18 protein-coding genes are annotated in these 17,346 nt (G+C 64.4%); all 18 read right to left on the reverse strand.

From position 1 onward, the window contains the following. Nucleotides 1-26: 26 nt before the first annotated feature. Nucleotides 27-725, reverse strand: coding sequence for a hypothetical protein (locus tag JHW38_RS05035; protein ID WP_207524920.1), 699 nt, complete (start codon nucleotides 723-725; stop codon nucleotides 27-29). 451 nt (nucleotides 726-1,176) lie between these two features. Next, nucleotides 1,177-2,484, reverse strand: coding sequence for a peptidoglycan-binding domain-containing protein (locus tag JHW38_RS05040; protein WP_242691213.1), 1,308 nt, complete (start codon nucleotides 2,482-2,484; stop codon nucleotides 1,177-1,179). Nucleotides 2,485-2,571: 87 nt separating this feature from the next. After that, nucleotides 2,572-3,315, reverse strand: coding sequence for a hypothetical protein (locus tag JHW38_RS05045; protein WP_207524921.1), 744 nt, complete (start codon nucleotides 3,313-3,315; stop codon nucleotides 2,572-2,574). A 130-nt stretch (nucleotides 3,316-3,445) separates the two neighbouring features. Beyond that, a complete protein-coding gene (locus JHW38_RS05050) occupies nucleotides 3,446-3,976 on the reverse strand; it encodes a DUF4189 domain-containing protein (protein WP_207524922.1) in 531 nt (176 codons plus the stop codon). Between the two features lie 50 nt (nucleotides 3,977-4,026). Further along, complete coding sequence (locus JHW38_RS05055) at nucleotides 4,027-4,563, reverse strand: DUF4189 domain-containing protein (protein ID WP_207524923.1); 537 nt, start codon at nucleotides 4,561-4,563, stop codon at nucleotides 4,027-4,029. Nucleotides 4,564-4,766: 203 nt separating this feature from the next. Further along, nucleotides 4,767-5,279, reverse strand: a complete 513-nt coding sequence (locus JHW38_RS05060; RefSeq protein ID WP_207524924.1) for a DUF4189 domain-containing protein — start codon at nucleotides 5,277-5,279, stop codon at nucleotides 4,767-4,769. Between the two features lie 25 nt (nucleotides 5,280-5,304). After that, nucleotides 5,305-6,375 (reverse strand): type IV secretion system protein, encoded by a 1,071-nt coding sequence (locus JHW38_RS05065; protein ID WP_207524925.1) that lies wholly within the window; start codon nucleotides 6,373-6,375, stop codon nucleotides 5,305-5,307. A gap of 90 nt (nucleotides 6,376-6,465) precedes the next feature. Further along, on the reverse strand, nucleotides 6,466-7,233 hold the full coding sequence (locus JHW38_RS05070) for a hypothetical protein (RefSeq protein ID WP_207524926.1): 768 nt from the start codon (nucleotides 7,231-7,233) through the stop codon (nucleotides 6,466-6,468). A gap of 49 nt (nucleotides 7,234-7,282) precedes the next feature. Continuing rightward, the gene (locus tag JHW38_RS05075) at nucleotides 7,283-8,083 is read right to left on the reverse strand and encodes a hypothetical protein (RefSeq protein WP_207524927.1); all 801 of its coding nucleotides are present in this window, start codon (nucleotides 8,081-8,083) and stop codon (nucleotides 7,283-7,285) included. 103 nt (nucleotides 8,084-8,186) lie between these two features. Then, nucleotides 8,187-10,643: a VirB4 family type IV secretion/conjugal transfer ATPase gene (locus tag JHW38_RS05080; RefSeq protein ID WP_207524928.1), complete on the reverse strand. Its 2,457-nt coding sequence runs from the start codon at nucleotides 10,641-10,643 to the stop codon at nucleotides 8,187-8,189. A gap of 125 nt (nucleotides 10,644-10,768) precedes the next feature. Further along, nucleotides 10,769-11,077: a type IV secretion system protein VirB3 gene (locus tag JHW38_RS05085; protein WP_207524929.1), complete on the reverse strand. Its 309-nt coding sequence runs from the start codon at nucleotides 11,075-11,077 to the stop codon at nucleotides 10,769-10,771. Next, nucleotides 11,070-11,444: a TrbC/VirB2 family protein gene (locus JHW38_RS05090; RefSeq protein ID WP_207524930.1), complete on the reverse strand. Its 375-nt coding sequence runs from the start codon at nucleotides 11,442-11,444 to the stop codon at nucleotides 11,070-11,072. The genes JHW38_RS05085 and JHW38_RS05090 overlap by 8 nt, the downstream gene beginning before the upstream one ends. Nucleotides 11,445-11,619: 175 nt before the next feature. After that, entirely contained in the window at nucleotides 11,620-12,465 is an 846-nt protein-coding gene (locus tag JHW38_RS25755; protein WP_428995288.1) for a lytic transglycosylase domain-containing protein, read from the reverse strand. 147 nt (nucleotides 12,466-12,612) lie between these two features. Then, nucleotides 12,613-13,653 (reverse strand): P-type DNA transfer ATPase VirB11, encoded by a 1,041-nt coding sequence (gene virB11, locus JHW38_RS05100; RefSeq protein ID WP_207524931.1) that lies wholly within the window; start codon nucleotides 13,651-13,653, stop codon nucleotides 12,613-12,615. 24 nt (nucleotides 13,654-13,677) lie between these two features. After that, entirely contained in the window at nucleotides 13,678-14,910 is a 1,233-nt protein-coding gene (locus tag JHW38_RS05105) for a TrbI/VirB10 family protein (protein WP_207524932.1), read from the reverse strand. After that, on the reverse strand, nucleotides 14,907-15,671 hold the full coding sequence (locus JHW38_RS05110; RefSeq protein WP_207524933.1) for a TrbG/VirB9 family P-type conjugative transfer protein: 765 nt from the start codon (nucleotides 15,669-15,671) through the stop codon (nucleotides 14,907-14,909). Before JHW38_RS05110 ends, JHW38_RS05105 begins: the two co-directional genes overlap by 4 nt. Beyond that, nucleotides 15,668-16,726: a virB8 family protein gene (locus tag JHW38_RS05115; protein ID WP_207524934.1), complete on the reverse strand. Its 1,059-nt coding sequence runs from the start codon at nucleotides 16,724-16,726 to the stop codon at nucleotides 15,668-15,670. Before JHW38_RS05115 ends, JHW38_RS05110 begins: the two co-directional genes overlap by 4 nt. 79 nt (nucleotides 16,727-16,805) lie before the next feature. Next, nucleotides 16,806-17,252, reverse strand: coding sequence for a hypothetical protein (locus JHW38_RS05120; protein WP_207524935.1), 447 nt, complete (start codon nucleotides 17,250-17,252; stop codon nucleotides 16,806-16,808). Nucleotides 17,253-17,346 lie beyond the last annotated feature (94 nt).

Genomic DNA, 17,346 nt, shown 5'->3' on the forward strand with positions numbered 1-17,346 from the left:
GCCGTCGCCCAGGGTTGGGATTGCGCTCAGCGGCTCAGGTCGGGCTTGAGCGTGGCGGTGAAATCGCTGCGCTGGTCGGGCGCGTCGAGCTGGAAGCTGTGGCCGGACACGACCACGCCGTTGTCCCAGCGCAAGTTCTTGGCGCCCTCGTCAACCAGCGCCGAATACGCGCCCTTGGCGCCCGGCACGACCACGTCGGCGCCGGCCTGGACCGCGCCGTCGGCGAGGTTGAGCTTGACCACGCGCAGCAGCGTCTGCGAAAGCGACTGCTCGGGCTGGGTGTCGGACTGCAGCAGCACGTACAGCGCGTCGCCCTGGCGCAGGCAATGGGTCGCGCGGCTCTGGTAGGTGTCGCTGGGCAGGTCCAGCACGCGCACCCAGATCGGCTTGTCGGACGCGTGCGCGAGATAGGCGACCGGACGCTGGTTCATGCCGTCCTCGTCGGTGGCGGCGCCGGCGATGCAGCGCTGGTTGTCGCCGATCGACTCGGACGCGTAGGAGGAAAAGCCTTGCGGGATTTCGGTGCTCATCGGGGCGGACTGCTGGCTGGGGGCGGCGGGCGCCGCGGGCGCGGCGGCGGAAGGTTCGGAACCGGCCGAGCCGGCCGAAGCGTCGGGCTGCGCCACGGGGGACGATGGCGCGCCGGCCTGCTGCTGGCCGCACGCGGCGAGCGCGAGCGACAGCACGGCGGCGAGGATCGACGGAGCGTTGCGTTGGAGAGTCATCGGCCGGTTCCGGATTGCGGTTGAAAGACGGTTGCGGTGCTGCGGTGGTGCTGCGGTTGAAGCCGCGTTGCTCGCTGCGAAGGCGCCGATCGCGATGAAGCCGCTGCGGCCAAAACCATTCGATTCCGAGCGCGTTGCGATGTCGCCGAAGCCTGGATGGTGCGCCCGCCGATCGGAACGACGGACGCACCATCCCCTACCTCGGTGCGCGTTGCCGCAAGCGGCGCCGCGCGGTGGAACGGGTCGACGGTTCGGCGGCCGTGCGTGCGGGCGCCATCGCCCGCAGTCCGATCGAATCGTCGGTTCGAGTCGCTGATCGCGTCGGCCGTGACCGGAGCTCGCACTGCGCAGCCGAACGCCGCGCACGGTCCTCCCTCCAGGCGGCCGCCGCCGTGGCGACGCATCGCGCGTGCGGATCGCAAAGATCCGGACGCGAGCGCGCCGCTACGGCTCAGAGGCCCTGGGTTCGGTTTCTTTGTGCGTCCTGGCTGGGCGACGCCTGCGGGGCGTCGAGCTTGGCCTGAAGGGTCGACTGCTCCAGCGGCTGGTTCGCCGCCTGCTGCTTGTCGACGTGGATGCGCTGATGGCCGGGATCGCTCAAGCCGCCCTGCACCGCGAACAGGCCTGCGCCGTTCGCGGTGGGGACGATGTGGTCGATCTGCTTGAAGCCGCCGATCTTGGCTTCATAGGCCAGCGTGCCGGCGGTGCGCTCGAGCTCGTCGCGATTCTTGAACGCGTTCGGGCCGAGCTTTTCCAGGCCCTCGACCGCGCCCTTGTACAGGCCGTGATCGGGATGGGCGGGATTGGACAGCAGCGGCGTCTGCGCCGCCTGCTTGAGCGCTTCGAGCGTCTTGGGGCCGGCGACGCCGTCGTCCTTGAGCCCGTGGGTGCGCTGGAAATTGCGCAGCGATTCGCCGGTGCGATCGCCGTAGTCGCCGTCGGCGCGCAGCGGATGCCCTTGCGAGTCGCGGTAACCGAGCTTGTTCAAGGTTTCCTGCATCGCCCGCACTTCCGCGCCGCGCTCGCCGTGCTTGAGCAGGCCGTCGGCCATCGCCGGCGCGTTCGCCGCAGCGCGTGCCGGATGCGCCGGCTGGGTATCGTCGCCGCGCGACAGCGTCTTCGGATCGCGCTTCATGTAAGCGTTCAATCCGTCGCGATCGCGGGTGATGTCGTGCAGGTAGTCGTAATTGCTGGTGCCGTTGGCGTCGCGGATCGCGCGTCCGCCGGTGACCGCGGCCTTGGCCCCGCCGTAACCGGCGATATGCCGCGCCTTAAGGAAGCCGGCCACCAGTTCGGGCTTGGAATCCTCGTTCAGCACGCCGTCTTTGACGGCCTGGCGATAGGCCTTGTCGCTGTTGATCTTGAAGGCCTTGTCCTGCAACTCGGCCGAGCCCTTGTACTGGTCCAGGCTCATGCCCTGGTTCCAGTTGGACTTGTCGTCGAGGAAGCGGGTCATGCCGCCGGCGCTCGCCCACTTCCACTCCGCGCCGCGCACGGTGGCAGGGTCGTAGCCGTCGCGTTTCATCGCGGCGTTGAGCTTGTCTTTGTCGACATAGCCGGCGTCGGCGAGCCAACCGGCTCCCGCCTGGTAGCGACCGACATAGCCTTGCTTGTTGGTGATGGCCAGATCACCGCCGTTGCTCTCGGTCATGACCGTAGAAGCAACCAATCGCCGGGTCATCGCGTCGTCCAAGCTCGCGATCGTACCCTGGTGGTACTCGTGGGCAGTGGCCGCTGCCTTCTCACGTCTATCAGCCATGATGCTGTTCCTGTATGGATAGACTGGATCGTTAAGTTGTGTGTGGTCCTTTCCGGGACCGGGTGCCGCAAGCCTCCGTCAGAGGCTTCAGAACTCCTTGCAACGCATCGACGCGATCTTCTGCGCCGGCTTGGTTAGGGTGAACTGATAAGTCGTGGTGCCGGGACCTTGATTGCCGCCGTCATCCACAGAGCCTTCAGCATACACGATTTTCGCATCTGTCAAGCGCAGTTCGAAAAATTGATTGCCCTGGGTGTTTTCGGCCGTGGTGCCGTAGTCCAGCTCGCACTGCCCGGCGATGGGCCGCACCGTCACGCCCGGCCCGAACTGACGCTGCAGGACTTCCTGGTAGTTCTCGTTGGCGTAGAACTTGAGCAGCACCAGCGAATGCACGCGTTCGGCATCCCCGTTCAGCGTCGCCCCGACCTCGCCTTCGTTGGCTTGGCGGGTGCCCGCCTCGGCCCCGGCCTTGCCGTCGGGCACCTCGACCATGCCGAAACCGCTCAGCAGCAGCGTACCGGAGCGGTAACGCGCGTCTTCGGGCGATGTCGAATCGGGATTGTCCTGCGGCGCCGGATCGCGCCACTGCGTGCCGGCGATCTTCTCGAACGCCGACCACGTCGCGCCGCCCTGAGCGGCGAACACATCCAGCAGACCTTGCAGCGGGCTCATCTCCTGCTTTCCTTGCTCAGCTTGCGCCGCCGCAGCGGCCGCCGGAGCCGCCGGCGCGGCGGCCGTCGAAGTCTGGGCGGACGTCGGGGCCGAAGCAGGCTTACAGCCTACCATCAGGGCCACGGCGAGCATCAATGCGCATTGGGGCGAAAACTTCATGCGGACCTCGCCGGCGGGCGGCGCGTGCGGTGGGGGTGTTGTATCACAGTTGCGTGTAGGGGCTTGCCAAGCCCCGTTGCGAATCTCTTGGTCTTACATCCAGGACCGTTGATGGCCCTTTGTGAGCTCATCAGATTCTTTCGGGAAAGCTGCAATCCGAAAAGAACACCTCGCACACGACGCCTGACGCCTGCTCGCACTGCGTCAGAGCCTGGCTCGATGCCTCTTCGAGAGTCGGGGCGTTGGCGGTCGCCATTCGATAGTTCCCCCACGCAATGACGCCGCACTGATTGGCGTAAGAAATTTTCACCTGGCAATCGCGACCGCCTTTGCCCTTGCATTGCGCGACCGCGCCATTTTCGGCCTTCTTGCGCGTGGACATGCTGCCGGCCACACCGGTCTTGCCCGAGTCGCTGTCGACGACGATGGCGCCACAACGGCTCGCCCATCGGACCTGCGGCCCCGCATTAACCGGAGAAACGCCGCCCTGCGGCCGCGACAGCCCCGGGATCGGCACGCATTGGTTCTGACCCGGCGTGCCGCCCATCAATGGATTCGGAGTGGAACCGTCCGGGCAACCTTGCTCGGCGCTCGCAGATCCCGCAGCAAGCGCAGCCACAAGCGAAACCAGCGTACAGAAACTCCGATTGGCGCGCCGCATGACTCAGGCCTCCCTGCACGCGGCAAACAGCGGCTTCTGGAAGCCCTCCCTCACTGACGCCAACGCTCGACACAGTCGGCATACGCCGCCTCGCACATCGGCGAACCGCTGCCCTCGCAGCGCTTCTGCGCATCGTCCTTGGCTTCCGATATCGTCGCGCCTTTACCGATGTAGACCGTGACATCGCCGCCGCTGCTGTCGACGGCGCCGATCATGCTGACCGCGCACTCGTTCTTGAACACCGCGATGACCTTGCAGTCGTTGCCGCCGTTGCTCTTGCAGCTCTTGATCGCCGAGCGCTTCGCCCGCCATTCGCTGCCGATCAGTTCGTCCGGGTCGCTGACGCCGACCTTTAGGCCTTTTGCGTCGAAGGCGAAGGCGCCGTAGCCGTCGTAGACCGTCGATTCCGCGGGCTCCGGGCCCGCGCCAGAACGATACAAACCGGGAATCGGCATGCACTGGACGCCAGTCGGAGTGGTTGTCGGCACATAACCGTCGCCACACCCCTGCTCAGCGCTCCCTTCGCCCGCGAACGACACGAGGAGCAGAAAAGCAAACGCACAGAACCTGTTGCCGAGCTTTCCCATGACTTCATCCTCCAACTCAAGTGCGGCAACGCTCGCTGAGCCTGAGCGAATGACGTTCGTTATTCATATTGGATGCAGATAACCGATATAAAACACAGCACGTGCATCCCATAAACGATTTCGGCGCCCCAAGTGGGGCGCCGAAATCAGAACACACTCAAGAAACCGAACTCACACAGATTGCGGACTCTCGCAATTCCTTGTCAGATCCGTTTGGGCAAGCTGCAGTCAGAAAAGAAGATCTCGCACTCGGTTCCGGCTTCTCGTCTGCATATTCCAAGCGCCTGATCCGAGGCCTCTTCGATGCTGCCGGCGCTGGCGGTAGCGATCTTGTTGTTACCCCAAGCAATGACGCCACACTGATTTCCGTAGGAAATCTTCACTTGGCAGTCGCTGCCGCCCTTGCTCTTGCATTGGGCGATCGCACCTTTCTCGGCTTTCTTCCGGGACGACATGCTGCCAACCACACCGGTTTTGCCGGAAGCGCTATCTACTGCGATAGCGCCCCACTGAGTCGCCCATCTCGGCCCCATTGGGGCCGCCGGAGTTTCCGCGGGGGTCTGATACAAGCCGGGAATCGGCATGCACCGGACTCCTTCAGGCGTCGTGGTGGGAATGTAGCCATCGCCACATCCCTGCTCGGCGCTTGCATTGCCCATGAAGAGCGCCGCAGCGAGCAAAACAAGCGAACCAAGCCAACGATTGCCACTCCGCATGATTCAGGTCTCCTTGAAGAACGCCTTATCCGAGCTTGTTCGCCGAACCCGGCCCTCCCGGCTGACCCGGCGCTTGTTGCGGCGGGGTATAGGTCGGGGTGTAGGAAGTCGACCGCGCTTGCTGCCTTTCAGCCGCCTTACCGAACGCGCCCGCCTCACCTTGGAACGAGTTGTACGGATTGAAGCTACCCAACACGCCGTTGAAGAACGCACCCGCCATCGGCGGTGCCGTCACGATCAACGCCGACAGGATCGTACCCAACCCACCCTGCTGCAACGCAAGGCTCATCATGCTTTCGTTGCTGTTGGTTAATCCCAACAGGTCCGTCGCCCAGAACGCGCCACCCACCGCCAATACCAGGTCGATCGAGATCGTCGTCATCACGATCAGTACCGCCATCGACATCATCGTGGCGATGCCATAGAACAACCATCGTTGGAACAGCGCTTTGGTTTGTTCGAACAACAAGCACAGGATGAAGAATGGCCCGAGCCCGATGAACAGAGCCATAGCGATCTTGTTCAGCAGCATCGCGATCATCGCCATGATGACCGGGCCGCCGAGGCCCACGCCGATCATGGTCATGGCGCGGTTCTTGGTGTCGTTGACCATCGGGTCGTCGCCGACCTTGACCGAGCCGACGAGGTCGAGACCCGCCTGCAGGATGCCAAGGACCTTGTCCATGTCCTCGTAGGGACCGTCGTCCGTGCGCCCGGTCACGACATTGCGGACCACGCCGCTCAGGCCGTCGGTCAGGGTGTGGTAGTTCGAGCTCGCGGTGGTCGCCGCGGTCACCGCGATACCCACGATCAGGACCGACTTCAGCGAACTCACCACCAGCCCCATCATCGGCTCGCGCGACTGGCCGGTGACGATGCGGAAGCCCTGGATGATGATCCAGATGGTCACCACCGACGCCACCACGGCGCCGATGACCTGGGCGACACGCTTAAGCAGCGCGCCCTGGAACTTCATGATCATCTTGTCGACATGGTCTTTGATGAGGCTGAAGAACTCCATGTTTTGCAGCTGCACGTGCAGGTCCAGCCAGTCCAGCAGCGAACCGGTCCCCAGCGATACAGTGTGGATATCCATACGTCTTTCCGTCTCCATCGGCGGGCCGGCGGCCCACCGCTTCTAGGTCGTTGCATCGTCCGCCGCCGCTCCCCGCGACGGCGATACGAGTCAGAGGTCGCGGCTGCCGGCGATCGACAGCGCGCCCTTCAGCGCCACGCCCTGCACCACCTTGCCGGCGATCGGCGGCAGGCCGAACGGGCCCTTCTGGTTCGCGCCCTCGTTGGTCAGCGCGCGCTTGGCCATGGCGACCATGTCGTCGTTCAAGGTGTTGAGGATCGCGGTGTAGGTATCCAGGGTGTACTTGCCGTTCTGGATATCGTTCTCCATCTGCGCCTGCAGACGGGCGATGTCGTTGGTGTTGGCGTCGAGCTTGCCCTTGTCCTGCGCGCCGGTGAGGCTCTTGCGCTGGTCCATGAGCTTCTTGATCTGGTCGTCGCGGCTCTTGACGTCCTTGAGCATCTTGACCATCGCGTTGAAGCGCAGGTTGCGGATCTGCACGGTCTTCTGGCAGATCGCCAATTGCTCGCCGCCGACGCTGCTGCGGCCCTTCTCGCAGGCTTCGATGCCTTCGGTGACCGGACGCTCCTTGAAGTTCGGATTGTCGTCGCGGAAACCGGTGATCGAGCCGAGGTTGAAGTTGCCCGGATTGAGCTGGTCGTACTGCTTCTGCAGCGTGGTCAGCTGATCCTTGAGCTTGGTGTACTGGTCGGACAGGGTCTTGGCCGACTGCAGCAGCTTGGCGTAGTTCATGCCCTGGGTGAACTCGGTCGCCCACTGCGCGCGCGCCGGCGCCGGCGCCAGCGCGATGCCGGCGGTGACGACGAGGGCGACAGCCATGGCCAGGGAGTGGAACGAGGAAGAGGCGGTCTGCTTCATGATTCGGTTTCCTTGAAATTGAAAGACGGCAATCCGGTATCGTCCTGCGTCACAGGTCCCGGGACTGAGCCAGCGACAGCCCGGCCTTGAGCGCTACGCCCTGCACCACCTTGCCCGCGATCGGCGGCAAGCCGAACGGGCCCTTCTGGTTCGCGCCCTCGTTCAGCAGCGCCTTGTTGGCGCTCCTCGCCATTTCGTAGTCCAGCGCCTCGATCATCGAGGTGTACAGCTCCATCGTCTGCAGATAGTTCTGACCGTCGTTGACGGTGCTCGCCTTCATCTGCATCGAGGTGTTGGTGTTGGCGGACAGGCGCCCGGAATCCTTGGCGCCGACGATGCCGCCGCGATTGGAGCGGATGTCGGCGATCTTCTGGTCGCGCGCGTCCGCGTCCTTGAACATCTTCACCATCAGGTTGTAGCGACGGTTGATCAGCTCCTGCTTGGCCTTGCAGATGTTGTACTGCTCATCGGCGACCTTGCTGCGGCCCTTGTCGCCGCACACCGCATCCACGCCGTCGCTGACCGGACGTTCCTTGAGCTCTGCGATCTTGACCCGAGTGCCGGTCAGCTCGCCCAGGTTGAAATTGCCCGGGTTGAGCTGCTCGAAGCGCTCCTTGTTCTTCTGCACCTGGTCGATCCAGTTCTTGTACTTGGACACGTCCTGGGTGTAGCTGGACACCCACTCGGCCTTGTTCAGGATCTGGGTGGGCTGGGTCATGCAGGCGCCGATGAACGTCCACCAGTAGTAGTTGAACGTGCACACCGCTTGCGCCGGGCGCGGAACGAACATCGCGCCCACGCCAAGCAGCAGCGCGCACAACAGGGACCCGGAAGATGATTTGAAGTGCATCGTTCGACTCTCCTTGAGGGGCCGCCGCCGGCTGCCGAGCCGGTGGCGGTACTGCGATACAGCCAATCCTTTCGCTTGTAACGGGGCCGCGGCCCGGTTCGGGTCAGGCCCGCGCCGTGCGCGCCTCGGGCTCGGCCGTCTTGCCCTTGCCCGAGCCCTTGCGGTTGGCGTAGAAGTCGGCCAGCCACTGCTCCGGGGTCAGGTCGTCCTCTTTGACGCCGTTCTTCTCGGCGGCCCGGGCCAGGACGCGGTGCATGATTTCGATGTTGTCGGTCGACGCCGAGATGACCGCCAGGGCGTCGTCCATGCCGCGCAGGTTGAGCTGGCAGACCGTCGCCGCGTGGCCCTGCTTGACCAGGAAGCAGCGCGAGCGCTCGTCCAGGCTCTTGACCACTTCGTACTCCGCATCGGTCAGCTTGAGGCCTTCGATGTAGTCCTCGCGGCTGGCGTTCGGGTTCGGCAGCAGGATCAGCGTCGCGGTCTGTTCGATCAGCGAGGCGGAGATGTCGCTGGCGAGCGCATCCTCCGGGCTCTGCGTGGCGAAAATGCCCAGGCCGTTCTGCTTACGGATGGTCTTCTGCTTGTTCTTGGCGAACTCCTTCAGCGCCCCGCCGCCGTCCAGGATCTTCCAGAACTCGTCCATGACGTAGATTAGCGGGCGGCCGTCGATCAATTGCTCCAGACGGTGCAGCAAATAGTTGACGACCGGGACGCGGACTTCGACGTTATCGATGACATCGGTGTAGTCGAACCCGATGATGTTCGCCTTCTCCAGGTTGATCGTGTCCACCGGATTGTCGAACACCCAGCCCAGCGAGTTGCCGGCGGTCCACTTGCGCAGGCGCGCGTAGAGGCCGTCGTCGCCCATGTTGGGCAGGCTCTTCTGGAAGTTGGTCATGCTGCGCAGGTGCATCGGCGTGTCGAGGATGTTCTCGACCGCGCGGAAGATGTCCTCCTCTTCGCGCGCCGAATACTGCGGCTTGTTGGCCAGCACCTTGATCAGATCGGAGAGGAACTGGACGTTGGTCTCGTTGCTCTCGCATTGGAACGGGTTGAACCCGGTCGGCTGGCCGTTGTCCAGCGCCAGGTAGTTGCCGCCGCAGGCGCGCACGAAGATCTCGGCGCCGCGGTCCTTGTCGAAGAAGAAGATCGTCGGCGTCGGCTTGAGCTTCTGCACCTGGCTGAGCAGGAAGTTGATCAGCGCGGTCTTGCCGGTACCGGACTTGCCGATCACCATCGTGTTGGCGATCGCCTTCTCGCCGAGCGAGTTTTCGGCCGGATGGGTGGCGTGGAAGTTGAAGTAGTACGGCTGGCCGTTGGTGGTCTGCAGCGTGGTGACGCTGTCGCCCCACGGATTGTTGTGCTGCTTGCCGGTCGCGAAGTTGTGCAGCGGCGACAGGCCGAGGAAGTTCAGCGAGCTGACGCTGGCCAGACGGGTGCGGTACTTCCAGTTGCCCGGGAACTGGGAATAGAAGGACGCGGCGATCGCCATGTCCTCCTTGGCCGAGACGAAACCGCCGTTGGACAGTTCCGCGCGCGCGGTGGCGACCTGCGCGGCGAGCTTTTCCTGGCTGTCGGCGTAGATGGTGAAGGTGAAGTGGTACTCGCCGAGCACGAAGTTGCCCGAGGCGAGCTGGTCCATCGCGTAGTCCAGCTCGACGATCTGGCTGACCGCCTTGTCGCCGGAGGACACCATCATGCCCTTGGTGCGGTCGAGCACCTTGAGCGCGTCGTGGCGGCCCATCGGGCTGAAGGAATGGGTGACGACGTATTCGAAGTCGAGGTACTTCAGGCCGTTGAGGATGCCGGGGAATGTGCCTTCGGCGTATTCCTTGATGTTCAACATGGCGCCGAAGTGGTTCGCGCCGGTCGGCGTGGTCACCACGAAGTCGCCGGTCTTGGCCGAGAAGGTCAGGCGGCTCACCGGCAGGTAGTTGTACACCGGCGCGTTGAGCACAGGCACCGGCTCTTCCAGGCGGTTGAGCAGGTAGCCGAAGAATTCCAGGGTTTCGGAGAAGACGATGCCGTTCTTGGCCTCGTACATGCCCAGGCGGTAAGGCGCGTAGTCCTTGATCACCGCCTCGACGTTGCCGGCCAGCTCCAGCAGCTTGGCGACCGCCTGGTCCTGCTGTTCCTGCAGCACCTGGGCGCTCGCGGATTTCTCGACGAAACGTTTGCTGCCGACCACCGGCCGGTACAGCATGGTCAGGTACAGCTCGTTCTGCATCAGCTTCTGCGACGAGAGCGAGGCGTAGTACCCGTCCGACAGGCCCTGGTTGAAGACCTGGTCGAACTTGTTTTCGGTGTTGATGCGGCGGCGGCGGCGCACGTCGTGCACCCAGAACGCCACGTTGGTGAAGTCCGGCGCGCGCAGGGTCTGCAGCAGCCGGTTGAAGGTGTTGTGGCGGTGCTCGAGCTCCCATTCCTCGCGGCCGACGAACGGCAGGCCGCCCAGGCGCCACACCAGCATGAAATCGCCGCCGGTGGTCTTGATCACGGTGGGCGCCACATGCGTGGACAGCGGAATGAATTCGCTGATGGGAGTATCGGGCGTGAACATGAAGGGTCTGGCGCTTCCGTGTAGTGGGAACGATCGGCAACCGCGGCCGGGACCGGCCCTTGGCGACCGGGGCCTTTACCGGGTGCAGCCGCCGTGCGCGGAACGCACGGCGGCTGCGGTCAGTTTCAGCGTTTCTTGTCGCTCGGACTGCGATAGTAGTTGGGCGTGAACACCCACATACCCTGGTGCTGCTGCAGATTCTTCATCCGCAGGCGGACCTGCATGCGCAGGCCCATCAGACGGAAGATCATCTCGTCGCGGCGCGCCATCTGGCGCATCACGTAGATCACGATCGGCAGCGTCACGATGCAGAAAATATCGACATAGAACGCCAGGAGCAGGCAAGCGCCCGCTCCGAACGTGAAGGGTACGTACGGAACGCCCAGGAACATCGCCGGACGGGTACAACCCCGGAACAGCACGTTCTTATGCATAGTTCTGCAGGATCGCGGTCACCATCGCGCTGGTGTCCGAACCGACGGTCTTCGGAACGATCATCTTGGCCAGCTGGGCGGCGCCGCCGATGAAGAACGCGCCGAGCAGGATCGGCAGCACGTCGGACAGGCGCTTGTGGGCGAAGGCGATGCCGTAGCCGGCGAAGATCACCGCGATGGTGACGACGGCGATCGAGATGATGTTGAGCAGCGCGTTCAAGTTGTTCATGAAGTCGGACACGCTCTTCTTGGCGCCGGCCGCATCGGTCTGGGCGAAGCTGATTTCCGGCAGCATCAGCAGAACGACGAAGGCGGTGGCCATCAGAAACGCGGACACGAAATTCTTGAGGTAGATGTTGGAATTCATGAGATATCCCTTCTGTTCGTTGTGGGCGAAATCGAGCTTGGAACGTAGGTGACGCGGTCGGTGGAGAAAGCGGTTCGAGTTGTATGGAGCTGGTTGCTTAAGTGAAGCGAATCGGTTGCTGAGGATCTGGCGAAAGGTCCTGCGAATCCATGGCCGGCGAAGGCCGCTGTCCTTGCTAGAAAACGAGAGCCTGGTCGCCTTGCGAAGGCGGCTTGGCCGGCGCGCGGCCGACCGCGGCCGGCGGCGCGTGCATCAGCGAAACGCTGACCGGTTGCTGCGCCTGCGGCAGGGCCGCAGCCGCGCCGGGCCCGATCTGGACCTGGGCGGGAACGACTTGGGAAACCGGCATGGGCTGGACCGCGGCCAGCGCCGGCATGCCTGCAGCCAGCGGCGCGGGAGCCGCCAGCGCGGCGGCGGACAGCGCGGCCTGGGTCGCCGCCGTGTCGGGTTCGCGCACGCGCGCGGCGACCACCGACTCGGTGCGGGCGACCGCGGTGCGGCGGCCCTGCGCGTATCCGGCCGGAGCGGCGCCGCCGGCCTTGGGATTGTCGATCACGGCGATCGCGCCCATCTCGGTAGCGCCGGCCTGGCCGTTGCGCATCGAGGCGTAGATCTTCTGCACGTAGCCGTGGCGGAAACCGGTGACGAAGTTGCCGGAGTAGTAGCAGCTGAAGGATTTGCCCCAGTCCTGCGAGCGCTGGTAGCACTCGGCCAGGATGCGCGAGCCGGCCTGCAGGTTCGGGCAGACGTCGAAGGCTTTCTCGTAGGAGTCCAGGCCGTACTTGCCGAGGTTGTAGCGATTGACCTGGGCGACGCCGATGGAGAAGTTGTAGCCGCGGCGCTCGAGCATGCGCACGGTCGCGACCGCCTCGGACAGGGTCTTGGGCTGGCGCACGAGGCGACCGCCGACCACGCCGATGGCGTAAGGGTTGAAAGACGATTCCACGCGAACGACGTGATGCATCACCTCGTGCGGAACCGCCAAGCCCGTGCAATTTGTAAGTTCAATCCCGGGCAACATTCCTTAGCTCCCCCCCGTCCGCCAACCTTGGCGTCACTCCCCGTCCATTATAAAGATGGATAGCGCCGAGGCTGCGAACCCAAGTCGCCGACGTTATCATTCACTTTGCAGCCAGCTTTGTCAACGACACCCGACCGAACGTACGTCTCAGTTCGCGGCCAGCTGGCGTTCCGGGCTGAAGTCGATGCCGGTGATGAAGCGCTGCCCCGCGTGCGCCTTGATGTGGACGACGATGTCGATCGTCAGCATCAGCAGCCGCTTGATCACCGCGAACTCCAGGCCGGACCCCTCGGCCGACGCCTTCACCATCAGCGACAGCTGGTCCCAGGTCTGCGCCGTGCTGCCAGCATGGCAGCTGGTGATGGAACCTGGATGACCGGACGCGCAGTTGCGGATGAAGTAGAACGATTCGTCGCCGCGCAACTCGGCCAGGATGATGCGGTCCGGCTTCATGCGCAGGCAGGCTTCCATACAACTCTTCGCCGTGATGTTGCTCGTGCTTTGTCCACCTTTCGAGTAGAGCAAGTGCACGACATTGGGCTGAGTGATGAACAGCTCGCGGGCGTCCTCGATGGTGACCAGGCGCTCGTAGTCGGGAATGTGGCCGACCAGCGATTTCATGAAGGTGGTCTTGCCGCTGCCGGTGGCGCCGGCGACGACGATGTTCTTCTTGTACTGCACCGCTTTCTTGAAGAATTCGGCGTAGTTGCGCTGGGCGCGGATTTCCAGCAGTTCCTTGTCGTGGTCGGTGATCGCCGCCGCCGATTCCAGGATCTGCTCGAAGAAACCGTCTTCCTGATACTGCTGCAGGGTCTTGCTGTGCTTGGACGGCAGACGGATGGTGATCGACACCTTGCCTGCGTCGCAGGCCGGCGGAATCACGAACTGCGCGCGCTGGCCGGTCGGGAAGGTCAACGAGACCACCGGGTCGGCATCGGTGATGCGCTGGCCGGTGTTGCTCTCGTTGACCACCGCGGTGCAGAACTGCCGAGCCCGTTCGAACGTCAGGCTCGGCACTTCCAGGCGCTGCCAACCGGCCCGGGTTTCCAGATACAGCTCGCCGGGGCGGTTGATGCAGATTTCCGTGACGTCCGGGGAGCTCATGTACTCCAGGATGCCGAGCACCTGGTACTGGTAGTCCAGGAAGTCGTTGGAAACCTGCGCGATCGGTGAATTATCCGAATCCATTGCCTGTGATTGCTCTGTTGCCTATCAACGCAGGACCGGCGAGAAGTCCACGTCCTTGGCGACGTAGATGTTCACGACAGAACCCTGGTTGACGGTGATGGTGGCCTGACGGTTCACGCTCTTGTCCAGAGCCTGGTTGGCCAGACGTTCCATCGACTTGGCGGTGTTGCTTTCGTACGGCTGGGTGATCACGGTGCCGCCGTTGGTCACGGTGGTGCTCTCCGGACCGTTCTCCGCCGCCGCGTACTTGAACGCGTCGCTGATCAGGCTGATCAGCAGCGCCGAGGCGATGCGGCTGCCCCAGTGCGCGTCGTACTGGCCGGGGATGCCGGCGCCGCCGAGGTTGTCGATGCCCGGGCTGGCCATGTTGACGTCCAGGCCGGTCGGCGTGGTGATGCGGTCCCAGATCACCGACACGCGCTTGCTGTCGGTGTTGGTGTTCTGGTAACGGCCGGACACCTTGGAACCCTTCGGCAACAGCAGGCGGCGGCCGTTGACCGAATAGATCGGCTCGGTGACCACGCACGAGGTGAAGCCCGGCACGTCGGTGATGATGCGGGTTTCCATGACGCAGCGGATGTAGGTGCCGCGCAGCAACAGGGTGTCGGGGTTGTACAGCGGCTGCGCCGAGGTGATGGTCTCGCGTTCGACCGCGGCGCCGCCCTGCCCGCCTTGCGCACCGCCCGGCTGGCCCTGGGCCGCGACCATCGCCAGGTACTGCTGGGTCGGATCCGACGAGTTCTGTCCGCCGCTTCCGCCCTGGTTTTCGCCGAGCATGCGGCGCTCGACCAGGCTGGGGCCGCGCTCGACCGGCGCGCCCTGGTTTTCCGGCTGCTCCTGCGGCTGCTGCTGCGGCGGCGCGGCCATCGGGATCGGCTCGACCGGAACCGGATCCGGCGGCAGCGGCGGCAGTTGCTGCTGCTGGGTGGTCAGCGGCGCGGCCGGCACGTCGATGACTTCCTCATCGACCTTCTTGGGCTTGTCTTCCGGCGCGGTGGCGCTCTTGAGCAGGAAGAACGCGACCGCCAGCAGCAACAGCACGATGCCGGCGAGGAACAGCAGCGCCTTGCGGTTCAGGCGCTGGACGTCGGCGTTCTTGAGCTGCGGCGCGTTGGCGTCCAGGTCCGGCGCGGCGGCGGCGCCGCCCTGCTGGCCGTAGTAAGGATTGGCGCCGGCGTAGCCGTAGCTGCTGCCGCCATCCTGCGGAGTGCCGTTGTCGGGCTGGCCCGGCTGATTCGGAGGCATGTTCTGGCTCATTTCTGCTTCTTCCTGCGCAGACCGACGACGTTGTTGCCGTGACGGATGATCAAGTAGGGATACGTGCCGTGCACGATGATGGTGTTGCCCTCGACCGTGGTGTTGACCACGAAGTCTTCGCTACCCTCGCGCTCGCGACCGAACACCGCCGGGAAGTTGCCGGTCGGCAGGTCCTTCAGCGCGTTGATCTTGATGTAGGTGAACTGGCCATCGTCGTAGACATTGGTCGGCACCAGCCAGGACTGCTTCTTGCGGCTCGAGAACTGGTAGTCGAAGTTGTACAGCCGGTTCTTGTCGAGCGTGGTGTTGAGCTCGGTCGTCGCCTCGGCGGTGCTTTCCTTGGCCGCGGAGAACTCGGTGCCGTTCGGGTACACGAACTTGATCTTGTACTGCACGCCGGCCTGCTTGGCCTGCTCCAGCACGCGCCAGTCGGTCGCCACCACCTTGAGTTCCAGGATGTACGAGTGCGTCGTCGTCCGGATCATCATGTTGGTGTCGACGTCGACGTTCTTCGGCTTCAGATAGAAGATGTTGTCGCGCCGGCTCATTTCCCAGCCGCTGGTGAAGCCGGTGCTGTAGTCGAGGATGTTCTCGCTCGGGCTCAGCTCGATCTGGGTGGTGATGCCCAGGCCGGTACGCACCTGATAGATGCGGTTGGCTTCGTATTCGTATTCCTGCACCACCTGCGCCGAAGCAGGCAGGGCCAGACCGGAGACCGCCAGCAGCAGGGCGGCCAGGCTTTGTTTAAGCAAGCAATTCATCGGGTGCTGACTCCATTCGCAGTACCGGTCGGTGCAGGTGCAGGTGCCGCCGGCGCGCCGGCCGGATAGGCGGGATTCGGGGCCGGCGCGACGCCGGGCTGCTGCGGCACGGTGCCGGGCGGATACGCCGCCGGCGCGACGCCGGGCTGTTGCGGTACGCCGGGCTGTTGCGGCACGCCCGGCTGCGGCGGCACGGTGCCCGGCGGGTACGCGCCCGCGGGAGCCGCGGCCGGCATCGGCTGGCCGGTGGCCGGGTTGATCGCCGGCTGCGCGGCCGGCGCGGCGGCGGCGGGCGCGGCGGCGCCGACCGGATATTCCTGCGGCGGCGGCGGCGCCGGCGCGAAGTCGTTGTCGACGCGGTAGGCGGTGACCTGGAAGCCCAGCGGATTGAGGACGCGGTTGGCGTCGTCCATCTTCAGGTTGGACTTGTAGGTGAATTCGATCGCCGCGATCTTGCTGTCCAGCGGTTCCTGGTTGCCGCTGTCCTTGTTCAGGATCGTGCGCTGGAAGCGGACGGTGGCGCCCTTGACCTCGGCGTCGACATTCTGCAGCTGGATGCTGAGGATGCGCACGCGGATCGTGCGGGTCTTGCCGAACAGGGTGATCGGGTTCTGCGGGTTGGTGTTCGAATACAAGTTCGAATAGGTCTTGGTCACGTACGGCGTGGCCATCGCGAACACCGTCGCCCAGTCGCGGTCGCCGATCTGCGAGAAGTCGTAGGACTCGCGCGCCGCCACGAAGTGCGAGACGTTGCTCTTGTTGATCGCTTCGTTGGCGGTGATGCTGTTCTTGCTGAAGTCGTCGCGCAGGCGCGCGACCGTGGCCTGGCCGGTGTAGGCGTCGGCCATCACCAGGTACGGCACCTTCTCCTTGAGCGGGAGGAAGTAGAAGTAACCGCCGGCGAGGATCAGCGACATGATCACCGCCGTGAAGGCGACGATCCATGCGCGTTTCTCGCTGCGCCGCGCCAGATCCGCGACGGTGACTTCGTAATTGACCGCCTTGGCGACCGCGTTCTCCACCTGCGGAGTAACGTTCTTGTTCTTTCCGAACATCTGTGCTGCATCCCCTGGGTTTGCGCTGTGCGGAAAGCCGGGCGCGCGCCCGGCCTGCCGCCGTTGCCGCGATCGTCGGTTACGGCGCCGGCGCGGCCGTAGCCGCCGAGCCTGCCGACCGCACCACGATCTGCTCGCCTTCGCGGCTGATCGACACGCCGTGTCCCGCGTAGGCGTTGTTGAGCTGCGAGACCGCGTCCGGCAGGCTGGTGGTGTTGATCTGGGACACGCCCTGGAACAGGGTGAAGTCGGAATAGTGCTGGTAATCCAGCTTCAGATTCGCGTCCTTCGCCCAGCGGGTGAGCATGTTCTTGAGCGTGCCGTCCATCGGCGACGGGTAATACACGTAGGACTTGTGCAGCGGAATCTCGTCGGGAACCTCGGCGTAGCGGTTCACCGGCTTCCAGCGACCGCCGAAATCCGGCGCCGGACGAGTGGCGCAACCCGCGAGGCCGACCGCCAGAGCGATCGCGATCCACAGACGCGGGCTGGTTGCAATTGAATTTCTCACGCTATCCCCTGCCATAGGTTGATCTTGTACGCGCAGTCGTCCGGTCGGACGCCGCGGCGCGGGCCATTGGGCCAGGCGCACGTGGCGACCGCGTTGCGGTTATCGGAAT

Origin of the sequence: Lysobacter enzymogenes (genome assembly GCF_017355525.1) — a bacterium.
GTDB classification, from domain to species: domain Bacteria; phylum Pseudomonadota; class Gammaproteobacteria; order Xanthomonadales; family Xanthomonadaceae; genus Lysobacter; species Lysobacter enzymogenes_C.